At 47.6% G+C, this 22,958-nt stretch carries 19 protein-coding genes; all 19 read left to right on the plus strand.

Going from position 1 to position 22,958, the window contains the following annotated elements; all coding sequences use genetic code 11:
• Positions 1 to 35: 35 nt before the first annotated feature.
• The 19 genes from nirD (at position 36) to QQL66_RS19740 (ending at position 22,918) form a co-directional block, all read left to right on the plus strand.
• Positions 36 to 365, plus strand: coding sequence for a nitrite reductase small subunit NirD (nirD, locus tag QQL66_RS19650; protein WP_284383829.1), 330 nt, complete (start codon positions 36 to 38; stop codon positions 363 to 365).
• 326 nt (positions 366 to 691) lie between these two features.
• Positions 692 to 1,276 (plus strand): ANTAR domain-containing response regulator, encoded by a 585-nt coding sequence (locus QQL66_RS19655; RefSeq protein ID WP_284383830.1) that lies wholly within the window; start codon positions 692 to 694, stop codon positions 1,274 to 1,276.
• A 610-nt stretch (positions 1,277 to 1,886) separates the two neighbouring features.
• Positions 1,887 to 3,260 (plus strand): CmpA/NrtA family ABC transporter substrate-binding protein, encoded by a 1,374-nt coding sequence (locus QQL66_RS19660; protein ID WP_284383832.1) that lies wholly within the window; start codon positions 1,887 to 1,889, stop codon positions 3,258 to 3,260.
• A gap of 126 nt (positions 3,261 to 3,386) precedes the next feature.
• Positions 3,387 to 4,385, plus strand: coding sequence for an ABC transporter permease (locus QQL66_RS19665; RefSeq protein WP_284383834.1), 999 nt, complete (start codon positions 3,387 to 3,389; stop codon positions 4,383 to 4,385).
• Between the two features lie 38 nt (positions 4,386 to 4,423).
• Positions 4,424 to 5,266, plus strand: coding sequence for an ABC transporter ATP-binding protein (locus tag QQL66_RS19670; RefSeq protein ID WP_284383835.1), 843 nt, complete (start codon positions 4,424 to 4,426; stop codon positions 5,264 to 5,266).
• Between the two features lie 172 nt (positions 5,267 to 5,438).
• Positions 5,439 to 6,686: an alginate export family protein gene (locus QQL66_RS19675; RefSeq protein WP_284383836.1), complete on the plus strand. Its 1,248-nt coding sequence runs from the start codon at positions 5,439 to 5,441 to the stop codon at positions 6,684 to 6,686.
• Between the two features lie 192 nt (positions 6,687 to 6,878).
• A complete protein-coding gene (locus QQL66_RS19680) occupies positions 6,879 to 8,963 on the plus strand; it encodes an FAD-dependent oxidoreductase (protein ID WP_284383837.1) in 2,085 nt (694 codons plus the stop codon).
• A 27-nt stretch (positions 8,964 to 8,990) separates the two neighbouring features.
• Positions 8,991 to 10,445 (plus strand): cytochrome c3 family protein, encoded by a 1,455-nt coding sequence (locus QQL66_RS19685; protein ID WP_284383838.1) that lies wholly within the window; start codon positions 8,991 to 8,993, stop codon positions 10,443 to 10,445.
• 234 nt (positions 10,446 to 10,679) lie between these two features.
• Positions 10,680 to 11,279: a Tll0287-like domain-containing protein gene (locus tag QQL66_RS19690; RefSeq protein WP_284383839.1), complete on the plus strand. Its 600-nt coding sequence runs from the start codon at positions 10,680 to 10,682 to the stop codon at positions 11,277 to 11,279.
• A 95-nt stretch (positions 11,280 to 11,374) separates the two neighbouring features.
• The gene (locus tag QQL66_RS19695) at positions 11,375 to 11,719 is read left to right on the plus strand and encodes a c-type cytochrome (RefSeq protein WP_284383840.1); all 345 of its coding nucleotides are present in this window, start codon (positions 11,375 to 11,377) and stop codon (positions 11,717 to 11,719) included.
• Positions 11,720 to 11,762: 43 nt separating this feature from the next.
• Positions 11,763 to 12,116: a group I truncated hemoglobin gene (locus tag QQL66_RS19700; RefSeq protein WP_284383841.1), complete on the plus strand. Its 354-nt coding sequence runs from the start codon at positions 11,763 to 11,765 to the stop codon at positions 12,114 to 12,116.
• A gap of 60 nt (positions 12,117 to 12,176) precedes the next feature.
• The gene (locus QQL66_RS19705; protein ID WP_284383842.1) at positions 12,177 to 13,154 is read left to right on the plus strand and encodes a 2Fe-2S iron-sulfur cluster-binding protein; all 978 of its coding nucleotides are present in this window, start codon (positions 12,177 to 12,179) and stop codon (positions 13,152 to 13,154) included.
• A gap of 404 nt (positions 13,155 to 13,558) precedes the next feature.
• A complete protein-coding gene (locus QQL66_RS19710) occupies positions 13,559 to 14,815 on the plus strand; it encodes an alginate export family protein (RefSeq protein WP_284383843.1) in 1,257 nt (418 codons plus the stop codon).
• A 236-nt stretch (positions 14,816 to 15,051) separates the two neighbouring features.
• Positions 15,052 to 15,885: a CvfB family protein gene (locus tag QQL66_RS19715; RefSeq protein WP_284383844.1), complete on the plus strand. Its 834-nt coding sequence runs from the start codon at positions 15,052 to 15,054 to the stop codon at positions 15,883 to 15,885.
• 337 nt (positions 15,886 to 16,222) lie between these two features.
• The gene (locus tag QQL66_RS19720) at positions 16,223 to 17,173 is read left to right on the plus strand and encodes a hypothetical protein (protein WP_284383845.1); all 951 of its coding nucleotides are present in this window, start codon (positions 16,223 to 16,225) and stop codon (positions 17,171 to 17,173) included.
• A 2-nt stretch (positions 17,174 to 17,175) separates the two neighbouring features.
• Positions 17,176 to 18,039, plus strand: a complete 864-nt coding sequence (locus QQL66_RS19725; protein WP_284383846.1) for an HAD-IIB family hydrolase — start codon at positions 17,176 to 17,178, stop codon at positions 18,037 to 18,039.
• A gap of 62 nt (positions 18,040 to 18,101) precedes the next feature.
• Positions 18,102 to 19,325, plus strand: a complete 1,224-nt coding sequence (locus QQL66_RS19730; RefSeq protein ID WP_284383847.1) for a glycosyltransferase family protein — start codon at positions 18,102 to 18,104, stop codon at positions 19,323 to 19,325.
• A 114-nt stretch (positions 19,326 to 19,439) separates the two neighbouring features.
• Positions 19,440 to 21,287 (plus strand): sugar phosphorylase, encoded by a 1,848-nt coding sequence (locus QQL66_RS19735; RefSeq protein ID WP_284383848.1) that lies wholly within the window; start codon positions 19,440 to 19,442, stop codon positions 21,285 to 21,287.
• A 413-nt stretch (positions 21,288 to 21,700) separates the two neighbouring features.
• Positions 21,701 to 22,918 carry an NAD(P)/FAD-dependent oxidoreductase gene (locus tag QQL66_RS19740; protein ID WP_284383849.1) on the plus strand — a complete coding sequence of 406 codons (1,218 nt, stop codon included), beginning with the start codon at positions 21,701 to 21,703 and terminating at the stop codon, positions 22,916 to 22,918.
• Positions 22,919 to 22,958: the final 40 nt, after the last annotated feature.

Below are 22,958 nucleotides of genomic sequence, written 5' to 3' on the forward strand. Positions count from 1 at the left end.
CTATTGAAGCTAACGAGTAAAGAGAGATAGAAATCATGAGCGAAACCTGGATTGAAGTGTGTAAGTTAGACGACATCGTTCCTGACACTGGTGTATGTGCCTTGATTGATGATAAGCAAGTGGCGTTGTTCAGAACGCGTACTGGTGAATTGTTTGCCATCGATAATTACGACCCATTCAGTAAAGCCAATGTGCTTTCAAGAGGTATTGTGGGTTCTGTAGGAGACAAGCTGGTTGTGGCTTCTCCGATTTATAAACAGCATTTTTGCCTGGCGACAGGTGAGTGTCTTGAAGACGAAAATGTGAAGTTGAATGTTTACACCGTTAAAGCTGCGAACGATGCGGTTGCGGTAAAAGCAGGCTAACTCTCTGTCGCTAAAAGATACGAACGATTAAAAAATGTGCACCATTTAAATACGTGCACAGTAAAAACTTGAACAGTAAAAGATTTGAATACTAAGTTTTTCGATTTGTTACTTCGGTAACATCTTCCCCCACTTGCCCAATACTTTGTGTTGGGCTTTTTTTCTCTCTCTTGTGTTTAGGAGGAACAATAAATTTACTCAAGATGTTCGAGTGCTTGTCAGAACTAAGCATTCTCCAACGTTGATCGATCCTGAAGTTTGGGCCACTGCTAACGTGCCTTCAGGTGTCATGGAATACGCCCCTTTTACACACTAGGGTTAGTGATATGAGTCTTACTTCGCCATCTACTGTCTTTTTAGTCGATACGACTCAGGTTCAGAGTCCATTATTGAAACACGCTTTGGAAGATGAGAATTTCCAGGTGGTGGATCATACCTCCGACATCATAAATATGGTTGATAAAGTCGCTGTTTCTAATGCCGACATTGTGGTGTTATCGACGGATTCTCCAAATCAAGAGCTGATCCATCAACTCAGCTTGCTGAATCGGCGCAGCCCGAAACCCGTGATCATGTTTGCCGAACAGGATGCTCCAGCCGTTATTGAGGAAGTGGTGAAATCAGGCGTCAGTGCCTATGTCGCTGCGGAAGTTCATCCTCATCGCATTCGTTCTATCATTACCGTTGCTGTGGCTAGGTTTAAAGAGCAGCAAAATCTGTTGGTTGAACTCAATAAAGCCAAGAATCAGTTGGCAGGTCGTAAGATCATTGATCGTGCAAAAGGCTTGCTTATGGATCAACAGGGGATTAATGAAGAAGAAGCCTATTCAAAGCTGCGTAAAATGGCGATGGATAAAGGTGAACCCTTATCGAACGTTGCCCAGTCCGTTGTGGATGTTCTGTCCCTTTAAGGGCCGTTCCTTTCCTGATCATTTGTCTTTTCCTTTTCTTATTCCATGCTGTGTCAGCATAAGTGCCTATTTTTTGCGCGAATTTTATAGTTCTTTGTGCATCCGAACATTTTTTGTGCGAATTATTGACTTTACGGTCAGGCTATTCTGATGTTTATCCCTGTTTTGCACACAGTTTGGGCGATGCTTGAAGGATGCGTTGCGAAATGGGCCATTAAAACGGCTGTTTGAAATAACTAATGGCTGCAGCCCTTTAAAATCAAGGGATTCAAAGTTGGCACACTAGATGCTATATAAGAAATGGGTTTATTGGACAGGGGTATCTGTCTAATAAGCCCAAATTAAAACTGGTCATCAACGGCGGTGATTAGTGAAAGAACATAAATGTCTCTGAGAACAATGGCGTTCTTGTTGAGGCAGAGCAAAGGCGCTCATTCGGAGGTTCCGGTTCGTACCGGAAACCCTCTGAGTGAGCGCCTTTTTTTGTGGTTTGAATTTAGGGCCAGAGGTTGGATGAACGCTGTCTGGTACTGCTAATAGCAAAAACGACTAATAACAAACATTGAATAGTAATTCCAAATAAGAACGAGCAATTAGATAGGAGCTAGCCATGAAAAAATGGTTGAAACCGTTTAAGTATGCAGCAATCGCTGCGTGTGTAAGTCTGGGAGCCACAGCAGTTCAGGCAGAGAAGTTAGGTTATCCAGAGAAAGAAGAGCTGAAGTTCGGCTTTATCAAACTCACTGACATGGCACCCATCGCGATTGCCTATGAAAAGGGTTACTTCGAAGAGGAAGGTCTTTATGTGACCATTGAAGCGCAGGCCAACTGGAAGGTTTTGTTGAACGGCGTGATTGATGGCAGCCTGGATGGCGCACATATGTTGGCAGGTCAGCCTATCGCGGCGACGATGGGCTTCGGAACGAAAGCAGACATCATTACTCCGTTCTCGATGGACTTAAACGGTAATGGCATCACGGTTTCCAATGAGATTTGGGAGCAAATGAAGCCTCACATTCCTAAGATGGCTGATGGTCGTCCGGTACACCCAATCAAGGCAGATGCCTTGAAGCCGGTTGTTGAAAAGTACAAATCGGATGGCAAGCCGTTCAACATGGGCATGGTATTCCCGGTATCAACCCACAACTATGAGTTGCGCTATTGGTTAGCGGCGGGTGGTATTCACCCAGGTTATTACGCACCGCATAAAGGTGATATTTCAGGGCAAATCGATGCGGATGCCTTGTTGTCCGTAACCCCGCCACCGCAAATGCCAGCCACTCTGGAAGCCGGTACTATCTATGGTTACTGCGTGGGTGAACCTTGGAACCAACAAGCCGTATTCAAAGGTATTGGTGTACCGGTTGTTACCGACTATGAGATCTGGAAAGACAACCCGGAAAAAGTATTTGGTATCACTAAGCAGTTTGCTGAAAAGTATCCGAACACCACCATTCGTTTAACTCGTGCCTTGATTCGTGCGGCGAAGTGGTTGGATGAAAACAACAACGCAAACCGTCCTGCGGCGGTGAAAATTCTCTCTCAGCCTAACTACGTGGGTGCAGATTACGACGTAATTGCAAACTCTATGACGGGCACCTTTGAATACGAAAAAGGCGACAAGCGTGACGTGCCGGATTTCAACGTGTTCTTCCGCCACAACGCGACTTACCCATACTACTCAGATGCCATCTGGTATCTAACGCAAATGCGTCGCTGGGGCCAAATCAGCGAAGACAAGTCGGATGACTGGTACAAAGACATGGCTAAGAAAGTCTATCGCCCGGACATCTACGAGAAAGCGGCTCAGTCGCTTATCGAAGAAGGCTTGATGGTATCGAAAGACTTCCCTGATTTCTCAACCGAAGACGGCTACCGCGATCCTCAGACTCACTTCATCGACAACATTGTCTATGACGGCACGAAACCGAACGAGTACATCAATAAGTTCAGTATCGGTCTGAAACAAGGTCAGAAGCTGTAATCAGAAAACCATTGCACTTGGCTGTGTGTTTTGGATGAACGCTGTTCCAAATGAAAGCAGGTGCAAAACGAGAGAGAAGGCTCTTGTCTTCTCTCCGGCAAAAGGGTTGAAACAGGAGTGAATGTTATGTCCAGCACAACATCCTTAGTTAAAAAACTAGAAGAGCAGTTTGAACTGCCGAATGTCGCTCAAGAGTTCATTAAAAAGAGCGTTCAGTATGTGGGAATTCCAATGATCGGCATCTTGGTGTTCTTATTTTTGTGGTCCATCGCGGCTCAAAACATTGATACCTCGCTTGGTAAGTTTCCTGGGCCATCGGTGGTGATGGAACAGTTCGGAAATCTATACGAAGAACATCAAGCCTCCAGAGAAAAAGAAGCTGCGTTCTATGAGCGTCAGGATGAGCGTAATGCCAAGCGTATGGAAGCAGATCCGAATTATGTGCCGAAGGTGCGAGCGTATACCGGCAAAGAAACCTTCCTTGATCAGATTGTTACCAGCTTAATTACAGTGATGAGTGGCTTCTTGTTAGCTGCGGTCATCGCCATTCCATTAGGGATCGCCATTGGTCTGAACAAGACTCTGAACACGGCGGTAAACCCAATCATTCAGATCTTTAAACCTGTCTCACCATTAGCCTGGTTGCCTTTGGTGACGATGGTGGTATCGGCGTTGTATGTCACGCCTGATCCGACCGTACCTAAGTCCTTCTTGAACTCTATGATCACAGTCACCTTGTGTTGCTTGTGGCCAATGGTGATCAACACCTCGGTGGGTGTGGCATCCATTGACAGTGATCTTGTTAACGTTAGCCGTGTATTGCGTCTACCTGCTCTTAAACATGTTCAGAAAATTGTTCTGCCAGCGTCCATTCCAATGATCTTCACCGGTATGCGTCTGTCTCTGGGCATCGCCTGGATGGTACTGATCGCTGCGGAAATGTTGGCTCAAAACCCTGGCCTTGGAAAGTTTGTTTGGGATGAATTCCAGAACGGTAGCTCAGACTCACTGGGCCGAATCATGGCCGCTGTCATCGTAATTGGTTTCATCGGTTTCCTTCTTGATCGTTGCATGTTGCAGATCCAGCGCTTCGTCTCTTGGGACAAAGCTTCAGCTGCACGATAGTCACCAACCAACGAATTGAGATAACGGAGAAGAGAACAATGAGCGCACTACTAGATATTTCTCAAATGGACATGGTGTTCGACACACCGAAAGGCCCTTTCACCGCATTGAAAGGCGTAGATTTAAAAATCAAAAAAGGCGAATTCGTCTCCCTGATCGGTCACTCTGGCTGCGGTAAATCCACCGTATTAAACGTGGTGGCGGGTCTTTATCAAGCGTCCCAAGGGGGCGTGGTGTTGAACGGAAAAGAAGTCAACGAACCTGGGCCGGATCGCGCCGTGGTGTTCCAGAACCACTCCTTGCTGCCTTGGCTAACTGCCTACGAAAACGTCGAGTTGGCCGTGAAGCAGGTCTTTGGAAAAGCAAAGAGTAGAGCTGAAGTGAAAGAGTGGGTGGAGCATAACCTCAAATTAGTGCACATGGATCACGCCATGCACAAACGCCCGGACGAAATTTCAGGCGGTATGAAGCAACGTGTGGGCATTGCCCGTGCCTTAGCCATGCAGCCGGAGATTCTATTGATGGATGAGCCGTTTGGTGCATTGGATGCCCTGACTCGTTCACACATGCAGGACTCGTTGATGGAGATTCAGAACGAACTCAACAACACCGTGATCATGATTACTCACGATGTCGATGAAGCAGTGTTGCTGTCGGATCGCATTGTGATGATGACCAACGGCCCGGCTGCAACGGTAGGTGAGATTCTCGATGTCACCCTAGAGCGTCCACGTGATCGCTTGGCATTAGCGGAAGACGCGGAATACAACCGTCTGCGCTCTGAAGTGCTCAAGTTCTTGTACGAGAAACAACGAAAAGTTGAGCACATCAGTAAGGCTGCTGCCGCGAAGAAAGAGCAAAAAGCAGAAGAGGTGGCTTAGACGAGGTCACCTGGAATAGGTCGCCTAGGGCAAGTAAGGGAAGGTAACAAGGATAAATTGTGCACCGTGATCAACAGAAGTCATTGGCACTGTTTAGCCGAGAACGTTAAACAACAAAACCAACTAGCAATTAAAAAGTAAAAACAACTCATAAGCACTTGGAGAAGCGTAAATGAAAGCGTATTCACAAAACACTAAAGTGAAGCAAACCAAAGTTAATCTTCTTGGGTTAGCCGTAGCGGCTGTCATGGCAGGTCAGGCATCTGCCGTGTCTGCCGACTTGGGCAGCGACATTACCGATGCTTTCAAAAACGGTAAGGCGTACGGTGATTTTCGTCTTAGATATGAAACGGTAGATTCTGAAACAGCCAATAAAGATAAAGCTGAAGGGCTAACACTACGATCTCGTCTTGGGTATAACACTGGTGAAGTACAAGGTGTCTCGGCAACTATTGAATTTGAAGATTCGCGCGTCGTAGCTGGCATTGATGATTATAACGATACCAACGGTCATAACGGCAGTAATGAAGTGATTGCAGATCCTGAAACCACCGAGATGGATCAAGGGTATATCCAATATAAAAATGACATGGTAACTACAAAGCTTGGTCGCCAAGTATTAACTCTGGATAACCATCGTTTTGTCGGGCATGTAGGCTGGAGACAAGATCGTCAGACATTTGATGCAGGCACTATCAAGTTGACGCCAATGAAGAACCTGACCGCTGAATACGCCTACTTGATGCAGCGAAATCGTATCTTTGGTGAAGAGAAAGACCTGGACTCTAAAGATCACCTATTCAATATTGGCTATAAAACCCCGTTCGGTAAGGCCACTGCGTATGCTTACCTTTTAGAAGAAGATAACGCATCCGAAAAATCGTATGACACTTATGGTCTTCGTTTTTCAGGCAAAACTGAAATCAACTCAGATCTTAAAGCCCTATACACGGCCGAATACGCACAGCAAGACTTCTCTGAAGAAGGGAAGGATGATCGTGACGCTGATTATATGAATCTTGAAGCAGGTGCCGAATTCAAAGGCGTAACGGCAACCTTGGGTTATGAAGTATTGGGTTCTGATGACGGTGCTTATGGCTTCTCAACGCCTTTGGCGACATTACACAAGTTCAACGGTTGGGCCGATCAGTTCTTAGGTACACCAGCACAAGGTTTGGTGGACATGTCTGTGAGCGTCAGCGGTAAGTTAGCTGGTGTAAAACTGATGGCGGTATATCACGAGTTTGAAGCCGACGAAGAGTCAAATGGAGTGGATGATCTGGGCAGCGAAGTGGATTTTCTCGTGGCTAAGAAGTTCAGCGACAACTACTCCGGTGGTTTCAAGTATGCCGCTTACTCAGCGGGTGATACCAAAGCTGATACCGACAAAGCATGGTTGTGGGTGAGTGCGAAATTCTAAGTCGTGCTGATCTGAGTTCTTAAAACAGAACTGCACAAGAGTTTAAGAAGTACTATCAAGTGACTTGAAGATAACTGAAGCAACACCGGTACTTAGTACGCGAGTGCCACGCAACTAAGTATTGGTGGGTGTATGTGCCATAGGGTCACTTGATAGGTTTCCGTTGGATAGTAAACGCTGTATGTGACCGTGATGACCAGTTCAAGTATTTCGCTCAAAGATGTAGATGTATTTGATGCTTCTGATGTGGACGCTTTAGCAAGCACAGAAGTACAGCCAGTCGATGCTTTGGCATCGCAGTTTACTCAACGCGTTGTGGTAATTGGTTCCGGGCCAGTGGGGATGCGCTTTGTTAAAGAGCTGTTAAAGCGTCATCCGTTAGCCAATATTCAACTGTTTGGTAATGAACCGTTCCAACCTTATAACCGTGTTCAGCTTTCCGCGTTGTTGGCGGGGGAGGTCTCACGGGATGACATTGACTTGTCGTTACCAACTGCTGATACGCATCCTAATTTTGAATACATCATCGCTACCGTCAAAGCCGTGGATACGGAACAGAAAACGCTGGTGGATGCGAACGGCACAAGCCATTCCTATGATCGACTCGTCTTTGCTACTGGAGCCCGAGCCCATGTGCCGAATATTCCTGGTGTGGAGCAAAGCGGTGTCTATACCTTTCGAAATTTAAAAGACACAGAATTCTTATACGCACGCGTTGCAAGTGCCCGCCATGTGGTGGTGGTCGGCGGTGGCCTACTTGGTCTGGAAGCTGCGCGTGCTTTGTCTCGTCTCAATACCAAAGTGACCTTGGTACAGCAGGCATCGCGGCTGATGAATCGTCAACTGGACGACCGTGCCGCAGAGATGCTTCAAGATCAAGTAGAAGCCTTGGGCATTCGGGTGATTACCTGTTCCGGTGTCCGCGCAATCCATTCTGCTCAATACGGTGTACCGGGTCGGAGCAGCGTGATCGGGGTCACCACCTATTACGGTGAAGATATTGAATGCGACACTGTCGTGCTGTGCGCGGGCATTAAACCGAATATCGAATTAGCCCGAGAAGCCAAGCTCAAAGTGGCTAATGGCATCGTGGTAAATGATGACCTTCAAACTTCAGACTCTTCTGTCTATGCCATCGGTGAGTGCTGTGAACACCAGGGTGCCACTTATGGCTTGGTGAATCCCGGCCTTGAACAAGCGGCGGTCGCAGCGGATGTCATTGCGGGTGGTTTTTCGAAATATTTGGGGTCGCTGACCGTTAGCAGATTGAAAGTGGTCGGACAAAAAGTCTACAGCATGGGCGATGTTACCGAGTTGGTGCGGCGTCCCTTCCAGACTGTGGTTTGCTATGAAGATTCACGTCTGGGCATTTACCGAAAATTTGTGTTCTTCAAAGGCAAGCTGATTGGTGCTCTAGCCTTTGGGGATTGGCCAGAACTGAATCGGGTACAAGAAGCCTTTAAGCAAGGTCGCACCGTCTATCCCTGGCAGTTGATTACGTTCCGGCTAACTGGCCGATTGTGGGTCAATGAACAAGCGGAAGAGATCATAAAATGGCCCTTTGAAACCGTGGTGTGTCAGTGCAATAACGTCACTCAGGGCGAACTAACTCACCAATTGGCTTCGGGGTGTCAGTCTGTTGCAGATTTATCGATGGAAACCGGTGCTGGCAGCGTCTGTGGTTCTTGCAAACCGCTGCTGGGGCAATTAGTTGAACAGTATTCCGGTGACACGGCGGAACGTGAAAAAGAAAGCGGTTGGCTGCCTGTGTTATTCGGCAGTGTGATGGCTGTGTTGTTAGCGTTGATGATGGTGTTCCAGCCTGAGTCGCAGGTGGCGAACAGTGTCCAGCAACAAACGTGGTTTGAACACATCTGGAATGATGGATTCTGGAAACAGGTAACCGGTTTTTCCTTATTGGGCTTGACGTTCATCGGCTTGATTATGTCTTTACGGAAACGCTTTGGCTGGCATTGGATGGGCCAGTTTTCCCATTGGCGAACGTTGCATACGGTGTTGGGCATGGTATGTGTCGCGCTGTTGATCTTCCATACCGGGTTTCATCTCGGAGCCAACTTGAATCTACTACTGATGGTGAATTTCTTAGCGGTGATTGCCTTGGGATCTATGGCAGGAGGCGTCGTTGCACTTAGTCATGCATTGCCTTCCTCGATAGCGATGACCTTCCGAAAGCTCTGGACCTGGTTACATATTCTGGTGACGTGGCCGCTGCCTGCGTTGTTATCCATTCACATCTTGTCTGTGTATTACTTTTAGCGAGAAGACGGTAGCGGAGAAGACGAAATGAAGAAGTGGTTATGGATTTTTTGGGTACTTATTACGCTGTCAGTCACCGGCTTTTATGGCTATAAAATGACCCTGGACGAAGACAAGTCGGAGTTGTTGATTGGTGATGCGACTCACGGCCATTTCCAAATTGAACTGGCTTGTGAATCCTGTCATACCGAACCCTTTGGCGGACAGGAAGTGATACAGACTGCCTGTACTAATTGCCATCAGCAAGAACTCAAAGACGCCCATGATTCGCATCCGAAAAAGAAATTTACTGATCCTCGTAATGCGGATCTCTTGCAAGTGATTGATGCCCGCTATTGTGTCAGTTGCCATACCGAACATCAGGAAGAACAAACCCAGGATATGGGGCTTACCCTGCCAACGGATTATTGCTTCCACTGTCACCAATCCGTGGGTGAAGAACGTCCTAGTCACAAGGATTTACCCTTTGATTCCTGTGCCTCGTCAGGCTGTCACAACTACCACGACAACAAAGCCTTGTATGAATCCTTTCTGGTGGCGAACAGTGGTGGCGAATGGATCAAACACTTGGATGAGATTAATGCAAACCGCCCGGCCCCTAATGCAGCGGCTTCTATCGCTCCTGAACTAATAGCTCCTGAACTAATAGCTTCTAAATTCATAGCTTCTAAATTAATCGCCTCTGAATCGGCTGTCACTGAAAAAGCAAGCTCTGCGATCAACGCATTGTTTGCAGAGAAAATGGCCGAGCATCCTGACATCAATAACCACTGGCAAGCCAGCGCTCATGAGCAAGCGGGAATGTCATGCGGCGGTTGTCATCTGACCGGAGCCAGTACGAACGAGCAGACCTCTTTGGCGGCCGCCTGGATTGAAAAACCGGGTGTCGAGCAATGTCAAAGCTGCCATCAAAAAGAGGCCAAAGGTTTTCTTGAAGGTAAGCACGGAATGAAGCTGGCTCAGGGCTATATTGCCAAGATCTCAGAAATGTCATCAGAGCATTCAGGGCTGTCTTTTTCTGAGCTGGTTCAAGACAACCAACATGGGTGCAACAGCTGCCACGGCGCGCACTCTTTTGATACCAAATACGCCGCCACAGAAGCCTGTTTATCCTGCCATACCGATGAACATTCGCAGAACTTCAACACATCGCCACATGCTTTGTTAAAAGACAACGTGCTGGAAGGCAGTCTTGCTGCGGCTTCGCAAGTAACTTGCGCGACTTGTCACCTGCCAAGGGTAAAAGAGAAACAAGCTGGCACAGAAGTTGTTCGTGTAGAACATAACCAGAACCTGAATCTTCGACCTAATGAAAAGATGATTCGGAGTGTCTGTATGGATTGTCATAATTTGGAATTTTCCATTGATGCCTTGGCTGATGAGACGCTCATTCAAAGCAACTTTAATGGTAAACCTGGCAAGCACATTGAATCCATTGATTGGGCTTTAAAGCGTGATCAAAAGAAGGCTAAGAAAGAATAAGAAACACTGGATCGGCTAAATAAAACGAAACCGAAGAAACAACACAATAACTATAAAAGGGTAACTCATTACCCAATGCAGCCTGAAGAGAGGAACTAAGTCATAGCTTCTCGATTAGAGAATGATTTATCCCAGGTTGCCGGAGTGAAAACGGATTTCAACGGGCTCATAGAAGTTCATGAAATACCCATAACTGATTAGCACATTAGAACGATTTGCACTGATGAGGAAGCAATGATGAAGAAACTAATGAAAGGCAAAGCAATCAAGTTTGCACTCACGGCCAGCGTTGCTGCAGCGGCGTTATCCATAACGGGCTGTGGAGAAACCGAAGCAAGCAAAGGCATTGAACCTAAGTTATACACAGACTCTTTGTTTGCGGTAATGAAAGCCGATCGAACCAACTACACCAAGTACATCATTAAACGTTTAGGGCCAAACGGTGTGGGTGCCATTAAACCGGATGAACACTGGCAGGATATTGAAAACGGTGCCTTGCTCCCTGCTCAGATGTTCCGTGCCGGTGCCGAAGCGGTCGCCGAAATGACGGACAAGTTCACTTATTCCTTGCAATCAAACTGGCCGATTAATTCCCAGAATGCACCGAAAACCGCTGTTGAAAAAGAAGGACTTGATTTCATTGCGGCGAATCCGGGAGAGAACTTCTATGGCGAAGAAACCTTGGGCGATACAACCTATTTCACAGCGGTTTACCCTGACGTAGCCGTGTCGGAAGCCTGCACCAGTTGTCATAACAAACATAAAGATTCCCCTAAGACCGACTTCAAGATTGGGGAAGTGATGGGTGGGGTGGTGATCCGCGTCCCTCTTTAAAGCGCTGTCAGTACTTATGAGCGAGGTCTGAATAAGGAGGGTTGTTCAGAAAAGCCAGGATGGCTTGCCTTAACTCATGAGTAGGAGAATATCTTATGGAAAAGAGCAGTAAACGCTTACGACAGAAATCCATTGGACAACTAGGGTTAGTAAGCTTGGCCGTACTTTTTTTGTCGGCCTGTGGTAATCCCGAGCTGGAATTGGGTGAGCAAATCTATAGTGGCACCTGTAAAGCCTGTCATGCCGGTGGCATTAACGGTGCGCCTATTTTGGGAAATAAAAAAATGTGGTCAAAACGGGCGCCTCAAGGTGTTCCGACCTTAGTGCAACATGCCAGTAACGGCTATGGCCTGATGCCTGCCAAGGGGGGTAATACCAGTCTTAACGAACAAGACATTACCGCCGCAGTGAAGTTTATGTTGAGCAGATTAGAGCAGTAGCCTGGTTGAGACCGAACGATTAAAACAATGATGAGGAAATACTATGTCTGTATACGAAAAGATTGGTGGTGAAGCAGCTGTGAATGCTGCGGTAGATATCTTTTATCGCAAAGTGTTGGCGGATGATCGCATCAGTGACTTCTTCGACACTGTGGATATGGAAGCGCAACACGCTAAGCAAAAAGCCTTCCTGACCATGGCCTTTGGTGGCCCGAACAGCTACACCGGGAAGGACATGCGTGAAGCGCATAAGCACATGAACCTGACTGAAGAGCACTTCAACGCGGTGGCTGAGAATCTGGTGGGCACCCTTGAGGAACTGGAGGTTCCACAAGAGTACATTGATGAAATCGTCGGCATCGCCGTCAGTGTTAAAGACGACGTGCTTAATAAGTAATTCATACATTTATTAAGAAATACATCAACTCAATGATTATTCGCAAAGCAGGTTTGGGTTATGTCTCAGGTTCAATTTGAAGACGCAGTGATCGACTTAAACGAAGGTGAAAGTGTGCTGGATGGATTGCTCCGGTCTGGTATCGACATGGCGTTCGGGTGTAAATCCGGAGTGTGTCAATCATGTTTGGTTGAGGTCACAGAGGGTGTCCCTCCGGCCGCTGCTCAAAAAGGCTTGAACGACGCCCAAACCGCTTTGGGGTATATGTTGAGCTGCCAATGTCGTCCTGAGCAAGCCATTCGGGTCAAACGCATTGATGCTTCAACCCAAATGGTTTCTTCAGAAGTGCTCGACAAACAGTGGCTCAATGAAAATGTACTTCGTTTGAGAGTACGATCCGAACTTAACTATCGTGCTGGTCAATACATCACGCTCTGGCGAAATGAAACTCTGGCACGGAGCTATTCGTTAGCGAGTCATCCTGAGTCCGACGATTTCCTCGAATTCCATATCAAAGTCATTCCTGACGGACAGTTAAGTCCGTGGTTGGCGAATGAAGTGATGGCTGGCAATAGATTATCGCTGCAAGGCCCAATGGGGCAATGCTTCTACACCGCGACGTCTCCTGACCAACCTCTGTTAATGGCAGCAATAGGCACAGGGTTAGCGCCGATTTACGGTATTTTGAAAGATGCGCTCAGTCAGGGACATTATGGCCCGATTGATGTGGTGTTAGGAGCCAGAGAAAGCAATGGATTCTATTTGTTGGATGAGCTGGCGGATTTGGCTCATCAACATTCCAACTTGACCATCCATGTGGTCAGTCAGGCCGATCTTCCCGAAGACCAGGATAATATCCAGTCGGTTCAAGCCGACCTCTACGATTACTGCAATGAACTCTGGCCTAGTCTCAAAGGGTATCGGGTGTTCTTATGCGGTGCTGACAGCTTTGTTAAAAAACTCCGTAAACAAAGTTTTCTGGCGGGGGCGGACATGGGCGATATCTCGGCGGATGTGTTCATCCCGGCGGGTGGCTAAACCAATCAGGTGGTTAAACCAATCAATAGCTGAAGTAATCAATGAGCTCTGACGTCAGTTTTGACTTACTCAGACTCCATTGATTCCACAGATTTCACTCCTTTGAGCCAATCATTGAAGCGATTCACTTCAATGGGCGGCTCCTTTTTCCATGTATTCCACTTTGCTTTGTTCTCCCTGTCCTCTATTTCCTGTTTCTATTTGTTAACTATTTGTTACAGATCAATGAAATTTTTAAAACTTGATCATTGTAGTCGGGTATTGATCTCGATCAGTATTTAGCCCTTGGTCAGGCGTAGCATTCGCTCTGTGGAAGCCCATTTGTTGTGACATTACATGGGGTTCATTACCTACAAAAATTGGTGATAGAGGATGCCTCAAAAGGGACATCTCTGGAGTTCGATATGAAGAAAGCTAGCTTGACAGTTCGTAGTTCAAAAACGCGAGGAGTAAACGTTCTGGGTTTGGCAGTTGCAGCGGCAATTGCTGGTCAGGTAACCACAGCCTCGGCGGATTTAGGAAGTGACATCACGGAAGCCCTAAAAGGCGGTACAGCGTATGGCGATTTTCGACTGAGATATGAGATGGTGGATCAGGATAACGCTTTAAAAGACGCTGATGCACTGACATTACGATCAAGACTGGGCTATAAGACCGGCGAAGTACAAGGCTTCTCCGGTGTCATCGAGTTTGAAGATTCCCGAAATGTAGCCGGGATGGATGATTACGACAATACGCAGGGTAAAAACCAAGGCGAATATTCTGTGATTGCCGATCCTGAAACCACCGAGCTGGATCAAGGCTACCTCCAGTATAAGAATGAGTTGGTGACCACCAAATTTGGTCGTCAGGTACTGACCCTGGATAACCACCGTTTCGTGGGGCATGTAGGCTGGAGACAAGACCGTCAGACCTTTGATGCGGTGACTCTAAATGCTACGCCAATTAAAGACCTATCCATCCAATACGCTTTCCTTGATCAGCGTAACCGTATTTTGGCTGAAGAAGCGGATGTTAACTCCAAAGACCACTTGTTGAATGTGGGTTACAAAACGCCATTTGGTAAGCTATCGGCTTATGCATACCTTCTGGAAAATGAAGACGTAGAAGATGATGCGTTAGACACTTACGGCCTGCGCTTTAACGGTAAGGCAGAAGTGAGCTCTGACCTGAAAGCTCTGTACACCCTTGAATATGCAACTCAGGATAAAGAAGCAGTGGCTGGTGATAACGATGCCGACTACATGAATCTTGAAGCTGGTGCAGAATTCAAAGGTGTGACCGCTAAACTGGGGTATGAAGTGCTTGGTTCAGACGACGGTGATTATGGTTTCTCCACGCCATTAGCGACACTGCACAAATTCAACGGCTGGGCAGATCAGTTCTTAGCAACACCTAAACAAGGTTTGGTAGACATGTCAGTGGCAGTCAGTGGCACCTTGGCGGGTGTGAAGCTGGCGGCGGTTTATCATGAATTTGAAGCAGACGAAGAGTCAAACGACGTGGATGATCTTGGTAGCGAGCTGGACTTGTCTGTCACTAAGAAATTCAGTGACAACTACTCAGGTGGTATCAAGTACGCAGCGTACTCTGCCGGTGACAGCGGAGCAAATAAAGTCGACACCGACAAGGCTTGGTTGTGGGTTAGCGCCAAGTTCTAACGTTTGTACCAAGTGCTAACGTTTGTGTAACGCCAAGCGTTCCACTGCGTATCAGGCTCTAGGAGTTTGCTGGAGGGTGCCAGTCCAGCTAACTTACTAGGGCCTCCTTGTTTTTCCTTCCTCTGCTACTTTTTAGTTCTCTTGGCGACTCCAAGCCAAATGAAGAACAAGAGTTTCTTTAGTGCGGCCTGCCCCTCAGCTATAATGCTGTCTGTTTTTAATAAGTGAGCACCGTCATGATCCGTATCGGCCGTTACAATGATTTACCCGTTTTAAGCCAGTTACCACGAGGGTTACAGCTGGATGGTGGTCGATATGGAGAAATCCTGTTGCCCAAACAATATCTGACAGGCGATGAGCAAGTCGGTGATGTGCTTCGTGTCTTCATCTACTGTGACAGTGAAGATCGTCTTATTGCCACGACCGAAACGCCAAAAGTTCAGGTGGGGGAGTTTGCCTACTTGAATGTGGTGGATGAGAGTCGACATGGCTGTTTTCTGGATTGGGGATTACCGAAAGATCTGTTTGTGCCGTTCAGTGAACAAAAGCAAACCCTTCAAAAAGGCCGACAGGCGTTGGTGCGGGTTTACCTTGATGACTCAAACCGAATCGCGGCATCGGCCAGAATAGATCGTTTCTTGCAGGATACCGATGATTCCTGTCAGTTCAAACAAGGTGAAGAAGTCACCATTGTCGCGGCGGATAAATCGGATCTTGGGTTGAAGGTCATCGTTAATGGCACTCACTGGGGGTTGATTTACACCACCGACTTATTTGAACCGCTAAAACGTGGTGAAACGCGTCAGGCGTATATCAAACGGGTTCGTGAAGATCAGAAGCTTGAAATCAGTTTACGACCACTTGGCTTTGCCAAGGTTGAAGGCTTAGCAGCGGAAGTATTGCAAAAGCTGAAGGATGAAAAGGGTTTTATTGCGATCAGTGACAAGAGCTCGCCAGAGGCCATTAAACGCGTCTTCAAATGCAGTAAAAATGCCTACAAACAAGCCATTGGCAATTTGTACAAACAGAAGTTAATTAAAATTGAAAAAGACGGCATTCACTTGGTTTAGCCGGCTTCACTTTTCTTTTAGAGTCAAGAATCAATGGGGTCAGTAGGTACTTACTCTGACTTCATTGATTTTTGATTTTCCATTGATTTTGAGCTCTCCTAGCCCAGATCTTTAATGATCTCTATTGTGCACTTAAATGGTGCATTGCTTTTCGGAAACCCCGTTATCTCTTGATTTCTACGCGCATGATTCTGGTGCGTTAATCCCTTACTAAACTGACCACTGTTACTTTCTACTTTTGCCGAACCTGCTGATTTAAGGGGCTGGAGGGAGTTGGTACACATCCTGCTCATCTAGACTTAGGTTTATACACTCCGAAGTAAGAATCGGTGAGCGCATGGTCCATATGAAAGAACAGCAGGCGTTTTATCAAACGTTCCTCGCGAAGCACAGGTTACCCGAGAGTTACGGGAACAGTGCTCAGGTGAATTTTGAGCCCGTTGCTCAAGCCATCCTTGAACAGCAGGTAATCAAGCAAGCCCCTTATTTTGTCGGGGTAAATGGTTGTCAGGGTTCCGGGAAAACCACTCTGGCGGATTATCTGGTGCAGTGGTTTGAAGCGCAGGGTAAATCAGCGCTGGCGATTTCATTGGATGATTTTTATCTCACCAAGGCTGAGCGTCGTGAGCTTGCTGAGTACGTACACCCGTTATTTAAAACCCGTGGCGTACCTGGCACACACGATACCGCGCTGATGGTGAATGTGTTGTCATCATTGGCGGTAGGAAAAGCTACGAACATTCCTCGTTTCGACAAGTCGATAGATGACCGTGTTGAGCTCTCTGAATGGACAACGATAACTCAGCCAGTGGACATCATCGTCTTCGAAGGCTGGTGTTGGGGTGCCCGACATCAAACAGAAGATGCATTAGACGCACCGGTCAATTCTCTGGAATCAGAACAGGATGCGGAAGGCATCTGGCGTCGGCATGTGAATACACTGCTGACCACCGATTATGAACCTCTTTATGCCTTTATGGATTGCTGGTTGATGCTAAAAGCACCGTCTTTCGAGTGCGTGTATCAATGGCGATTAGAACAAGAAGAAAAACTGAAGGCGAAGCTGCAATCATCTACAAATAAGGCTTCTATGTCCGGTTTGATGTCCCCCGAGCAAATCGCTGAGTTCATACAGTTCTATCAACGCATCACGGATGAACTATTGAGCCGCTTACCGGAACAGGCCGATGTGGTCTGGCAGCTCAACGCCGACCAGGGCATTCAGGCATGGACGGCACGTCATACCTTCTCCCATCTAAATTCAATCTCCCACTCAGAAGGAGAGTAACTGTGACCGAAAACCAACAAGGGAAATTACTTCGATCCTCGCATCAGGTTCTGATTTTTACGGACCTCGATGGCACGCTGTTGGATCACTATAACTACAATTTTCAACCGGCAATCAGTCTGCTGCACATTCTGGAAGAAGCTCGCATTCCGGTGATTCCGGTAACCAGTAAAACGCGGGCAGAACTCTTATCCCTGAGAAAAGAACTCAATAACAAAGACCCCTTTGTGGTCGAGAACGGTGCAGCGATTTTCATTCCGAAAAGCTTCTTCAAGTCTCAGCCCCAGGGCACCGACGAATGCGAAGAGTTTTGGGTTCGGTCCTTTGCCCCAAGGCGCAGTTACTGGGTTGAGTTGTTGGAACAAATGTCCGAGCGCTTTCCGAATCAGTTCACTTATTTCAGCAAGTTAGGCACCGAAGGCATTCAGGAATTTACCGGGCTGTCGGCGGAAGACGCACAACAGGCCAATCAGCGGGAATACAGTGAGCCAGTGCTGTGGTTCGGTGATGACATCACCAAAGAAAAATTCAGAGACGCCTTACTGGAAGAAGGCATCTGGATTGTGGAAGGCGGGCGTTTTCTTCACCTCAGCAACGGCTGTGACAAAGGCAAGGCGGTGGCGTGGCTGAAAGCCTTTTATCAGGCCAGAGATCCTGATATGCCCATTCACACCATTGCGCTGGGCGACAGCCACAACGATGTCTCCATGCTGGAGGCCTGCGACCAGCCGATTATCATCCGTTCACCCACCAAACATCCCCCGCAGTTAAGAACATCCCAGTCGATTATTCAAAGCCATCTTTCGGGGCCGGAAGGCTGGGCCGACACCATCAGTCGTTATTTGGGTTTTCGTATTGGTAATTAATAACGGGAGTGTCGGATCGGCTCCCGGAACAGAATTTTTATGAATTAAACATTGAGGTTGTTATGGCAGATTTTTATCAGAATGGAATCATCACTACGCTGCACAATTTATCGGAACGCACTCATGAGGATTTGGAATCAGAGTTGGTCGAGTTTTCCAAATCTCGCCCAATGTCGTTGATCCTGCCGTCGTTGTTTTCTGAGTTGGAAGGCGAAGCACTTCCCAACATCATTCAGCATTTAAAAGACGTACCTTACCTGTCGGAGATCGTCATTGGCCTCGATCGTGCCGATGAAGCGCAATATCGCCATGCACTGAAATTCTTTAATGAATTACCGCAGCATCACCGGGTGTTGTGGAATGATGGCCCGCGCTTGAAAGCTTTGGATGCGGAACTGAATGAACTGGGCGTCGCCCCCCGTGAGTTGGGCAAAGGCCGAAATGTGTGGTATTGCATGGGCTATACGTTGGCCTCTGGTCGTGCGGAATCGGTGGCGCTGCATGACTGTGACATCCTTACTTACGATCGCGAGTTATTGGCCCGTTTGATTTATCCGGTGGCGAACCCGCGTTTCAACTACGAATTCTGTAAGGGCTATTACGCCCGCGTGGCGGACGGCAAGATCAACGGTCGAGTCTCACGCCTGTTAGTCACGCCGTTATTAAGATCGCTTAAACGTGTGGTGGGTTATCGCGATTACATCGAATACATGGACAGCTTCCGTTACCCGCTAGCGGGTGAATTCTCCTTCCGTCGTGATGTGCTTAATGACATTCGTATTCCAAGCGATTGGGGCTTGGAGATCGGTGTTCTGTCTGAGATGTACCGTAACTATGCACACAACCGCTTGTGTCAGGTGGACATCGCCAAAACCTACGATCACAAGCATCAGGATTTGTCGTTCGGCAACGATGAAGGGGGCTTGTCGAAGATGTCCATCGACATCACCAAAGCGCTGTTCCGTAAGTTGGCAACGCAGGGTGAAACCTTTACCACCGAAACCTTCCGTTCGTTGAAAGCCACCTATTACCGAATTGCCCTGGATTTTGTCGAAACCTACCACAACGACGCGGTGATGAATGGCCTGAAGCTGGACATCCATAACGAAGAAAAAGCCGTTGAAATGTTTGCCGAAAACATCATGAAAGCCGGTCAGCATTTCCTGGAACGCCCGATGGAACGCCCATTCATTCCAAGCTGGAACCGCGTTGTCAGCGCCATGCCGGACGTGTTCGAACGTCTGAAAGACGCCGTCGAAAAAGACAACGAAGAGTTTCTTGGCTAACGCTCTAGAACTAAAGGGGTAGAACTAAAGTGCTAGAACTAAAGGGCTAGAACTAACGTGCTTGGATAAAAAAATCGGGATTTAACGGTTGAAGGTCAAAGGGAGAAAACAGTGATGTCGGATGTGTTGGAGCAACTTCGTCAGCGCTTGGAAACTCAACTCGAATTTATCTATCGAGAGATTGATGGGGTGTCGGATTACCCGGGGATTGCCGAAGCTCTGATTTCAGCGATGGGGCTGAATGAAAAGGTCGAAGAAATGTCTGATCCTGTGCCGTATCAAAACCACTGGACTCAACAGGATGTGGTGTTGATTACCTACGGCGACAGTCTTGAAAAACGCCGTTCCAAGAAGAGCCAGCAAGCCTGTTTGTCTGGCGAGCAGGAATACGGCTTTTCGGACATGGATGGCGACGTAAGTCTGGCGGAAAAACCGCTGAAAACTCTGAAACGCTTTTTGGACGAGCGTTGTAAAGAGGTGATCAACAGTGTGCATATTCTGCCGTTTTACCCGTACAGTTCCGACGACGGTTTTGCGGTCATTAACTATTCCGCCGTCAATGAATCCCTCGGTGGTTGGCCCGATGTTAACGCCATCGCCGAAGATTATCGGTTAATGGCAGACTTGGTGATCAACCATTGTTCCAGCCGCAGTATCTGGTTTGATAACTTTCTCAAGGGCGAAGGGCCGGGGTACGATTTCTTCTTTACCGCAGACCCTAATCAGGACTTGTCAGACGTAGTACGCCCAAGAACATCTTCCTTATTGAAAGAAGTGGAAACGGCGCAAGGCACACAACATGTGTGGTGTACCTTCAGTCATGATCAGGTGGATTTTGACTTTACCAACCCCAAGGTATTGATTGAATTTATCTGGATCATTCGTCTGTATCTCGACAATGGCGTGCGCCTGTTCCGCCTTGATGCGGTGGCCTTTCTGTGGAAGAAACTGGGCACCAACTGTTTGAATCTGGAAGAGACGCACGAGATCGTGCGACTGATGCGAAGCCTGATTGAACACGCACAACCGGACGCCGTGATCATCACCGAAACCAACATTCCGAACCGGGAAAACCTGGCGTACTTCGGGAACTCCAACGAAGCCCATTGTGTGTATAACTTCTCACTGCCGCCGTTATTGGTGAACACCTTGGTCACCGGCAGTTGTCATTATCTCAAGCAATGGATGATGAGTATGCCGCCGGCACAACACGGCACCGCCTATTTTAATTTCATCGCCTCACACGACGGCATTGGCTTACGACCGGCAGAAGGGCTGCTGGAAGATCAGGAACTCAACACGCTGATCAGCACCATGCAATCCTTTGGTGGACGCGTCTCCATGCGTGCGCTGGATAATGGTCAGAACAAACCGTACGAGATCAACATTTCCTTATTCGATGCCTTACAAGGCACCACCAAAGGGCCGGACCGCTGGGCGTTGGATCGCTTTGTGTGTGCTCATGCCATCATGTTTGCGTTGGAAGGTATTCCCGGTTTGTACATTCACAGTCTGTTGGGCACACGCAACGACTACGAAAAACTCAAGCACACAAACCACAACCGCTCGATTAACCGACATCGTTGGGATGTGGAAGCCTTGCTAGAAAATCTCGATGATCCGCTGAATGATCACCATAAAGTCTTTCATCGGATAAAAGACTTACTGAAGATTCGTACTCAACAGCGCGCATTCCACCCGAATGCCACTCAGTTTACTTTGCATCTGGGGGATCAATTGTTCGGCTTCTGGCGTCAGAGCATGGATCGCCGCCAGAGTATTTTCTGCATTTATAACATCTCCGATGAACCGCAAACGCTGGCTTTAACGGAAGTAAACCTGATCGGGTTGGATCGTTGGTATGAACTGATCTCGGGTGAGGAAATTACCGATTTATCACAAGAGATGATACTCGCGCCGTATCAGGCCCTGTGGATAACTAATGTGTTGGAGTCGGAATAATGTGAACTAGCATCAAGAATCAATGGGGTCAGAGTAAGTGAATTTGATAGTTGAGTTAGGGGCTGGCTTTATCCTGCCTGGATTGTTCTTACTCTGACCTTATTGATTTTGACCTTATAGATTTGCGCACCAAAATAGGGATGCTTTACCTAGGGGTACCTGTGGGTATGTGTTCTGTTTTGGTGCGTTTTAGTGTTTGTTCTTCCCGGAAAATGATTCGGTATTTACGATATTTCCTTTAATTTTAATGGGTTAGTTCCTGTGGTATAGCAATTGCTAAATTTAATGGGTGATGATTATAAAAGCTCAATTTTGGGGCTTTGAATCAATGGGATCAGAGTAAAGGAATCTCTTGTACTTACTCTGACCTCATTGATTTTCACATTTCTTCATTCGCACCATTGGAGTTAGAAATGAAACAGCAGTTAGTGGTCATTGGCAATGGTATGGCCGGGATGAAAGCCGTAGAAGAGTTGCTTTCTGCTGCCCCTGATAAGTTTGAAATTACGGTGTTCGGTGCCGAACCTTACGGCAACTACAACCGCATCATGCTTTCCCCTGTGTTATGTGGGGAGAAGTCCATTGACGACATCATCATTAATGATCGTCAGTGGTACGAAGACAATCACATTACGCTTCACGCCGGGCCAGACAAGGCTGTAGTGGAGATTGATCGCACCAGCAAGCGCGTGATAGCCAAAGATGGCACCGAATGCCATTACGATAAGCTCCTGATCGCCACCGGCTCCAACCCCTTTATTCTGCCGATTCCCGGTCATGATCTGGACGGCGTAATTGCCTTTCGTGACATTTTCGATGTCAACAAAATGCTCAGCTACAGCGAGAGCAAACGCCATGCGGTGGTGTTGGGTGGCGGTTTGCTTGGGCTGGAAGCAGCCAACGGTCTGGTGCAGCGCGGCATGGACGTGACCGTCATTCATAGCAACGAAATCCTACTGAATCGTCAGTTAGACGACACCGCCGGACACCTGCTGCAATTGGAGCTGGAAAAGCGCGGCGTGAAATTCAAAATGTCCGCTAAAACCACGGCCTTAATCGATAACGGTGAAGGCCATGTCTGTGCGGCTCAGTTTGCCGATGGGGTTGAGTTGCCTTGCGATTTGTTTGTGATGGCCATTGGCGTTCGACCGAATTACAAACTGGCCGAAGCGGCGGGCATTCATTGCGAACGTGGCATTGTGGTCAGCGACACCTTACAAACCTTTGACCCGTCGATTTATGCGGTGGGCGAATGCATTCAACACCGTGGCGATACCTTTGGGCTGGTGGCTCCGTTATTTGAACAAGCCAAAGTCTGCGCCAATCATTTAAGCGGTCACGGTATGGCCGAATACAAAACCTTACCGAGCGCGACTAAATTAAAAGTAACGGGTATTAACCTGTTTTCCATTGGTGATTTTATTGGTGATGAAGACTCTGAAATCATCAAGTTCTCTGATCCATCGGCACAGGTTTATAAGAAGATCGTGGTGAAAAATAACGGCATCATCGGCGTGGTGCTTTATGGCGATACCAAAGACGGTGCCTGGTATCAAAGCCTGCTGGAACAGCGAACCAACATTGAAACCATGCGCGAGTATTTAATTTTCGGTCAGGCGTATTTCCAATAGAGAAGGGCGCCTCAGTATCAGGTTCCCGGCTCACGCCAAC

The sequence above is a fragment of the Litoribrevibacter albus genome (assembly GCF_030159995.1).
In the GTDB taxonomy this organism is placed as follows: domain Bacteria; phylum Pseudomonadota; class Gammaproteobacteria; order Pseudomonadales; family Litoribrevibacteraceae; genus Litoribrevibacter; species Litoribrevibacter albus.

Bases quoted from the DNA above. Each gene is read 5' to 3' on its own strand.
- nirD (WP_284383829.1), top strand. From the start codon at position 36: ATGAGCGAAACCTGGATTGAAGTGTGTAAGTTAGACGACATCGTTCCT.
- QQL66_RS19655 (WP_284383830.1), top strand. From the start codon at position 692: ATGAGTCTTACTTCGCCATCTACTGTCTTTTTAGTCGATACGACTCAG.
- QQL66_RS19660 (WP_284383832.1), top strand. From the start codon at position 1,887: ATGAAAAAATGGTTGAAACCGTTTAAGTATGCAGCAATCGCTGCGTGT.
- QQL66_RS19665 (WP_284383834.1), top strand. From the start codon at position 3,387: ATGTCCAGCACAACATCCTTAGTTAAAAAACTAGAAGAGCAGTTTGAA.
- QQL66_RS19670 (WP_284383835.1), top strand. From the start codon at position 4,424: ATGAGCGCACTACTAGATATTTCTCAAATGGACATGGTGTTCGACACA.
- QQL66_RS19675 (WP_284383836.1), top strand. From the start codon at position 5,439: ATGAAAGCGTATTCACAAAACACTAAAGTGAAGCAAACCAAAGTTAAT.
- QQL66_RS19680 (WP_284383837.1), top strand. From the start codon at position 6,879: ATGACCAGTTCAAGTATTTCGCTCAAAGATGTAGATGTATTTGATGCT.
- QQL66_RS19685 (WP_284383838.1), top strand. From the start codon at position 8,991: ATGAAGAAGTGGTTATGGATTTTTTGGGTACTTATTACGCTGTCAGTC.
- QQL66_RS19690 (WP_284383839.1), top strand. From the start codon at position 10,680: ATGATGAAGAAACTAATGAAAGGCAAAGCAATCAAGTTTGCACTCACG.
- QQL66_RS19695 (WP_284383840.1), top strand. From the start codon at position 11,375: ATGGAAAAGAGCAGTAAACGCTTACGACAGAAATCCATTGGACAACTA.
- QQL66_RS19700 (WP_284383841.1), top strand. From the start codon at position 11,763: ATGTCTGTATACGAAAAGATTGGTGGTGAAGCAGCTGTGAATGCTGCG.
- QQL66_RS19705 (WP_284383842.1), top strand. From the start codon at position 12,177: ATGTCTCAGGTTCAATTTGAAGACGCAGTGATCGACTTAAACGAAGGT.
- QQL66_RS19710 (WP_284383843.1), top strand. From the start codon at position 13,559: ATGAAGAAAGCTAGCTTGACAGTTCGTAGTTCAAAAACGCGAGGAGTA.
- QQL66_RS19715 (WP_284383844.1), top strand. From the start codon at position 15,052: ATGATCCGTATCGGCCGTTACAATGATTTACCCGTTTTAAGCCAGTTA.
- QQL66_RS19720 (WP_284383845.1), top strand. From the start codon at position 16,223: ATGGTCCATATGAAAGAACAGCAGGCGTTTTATCAAACGTTCCTCGCG.
- QQL66_RS19730 (WP_284383847.1), top strand. From the start codon at position 18,102: ATGGCAGATTTTTATCAGAATGGAATCATCACTACGCTGCACAATTTA.
- QQL66_RS19735 (WP_284383848.1), top strand. From the start codon at position 19,440: ATGTCGGATGTGTTGGAGCAACTTCGTCAGCGCTTGGAAACTCAACTC.
- QQL66_RS19740 (WP_284383849.1), top strand. From the start codon at position 21,701: ATGAAACAGCAGTTAGTGGTCATTGGCAATGGTATGGCCGGGATGAAA.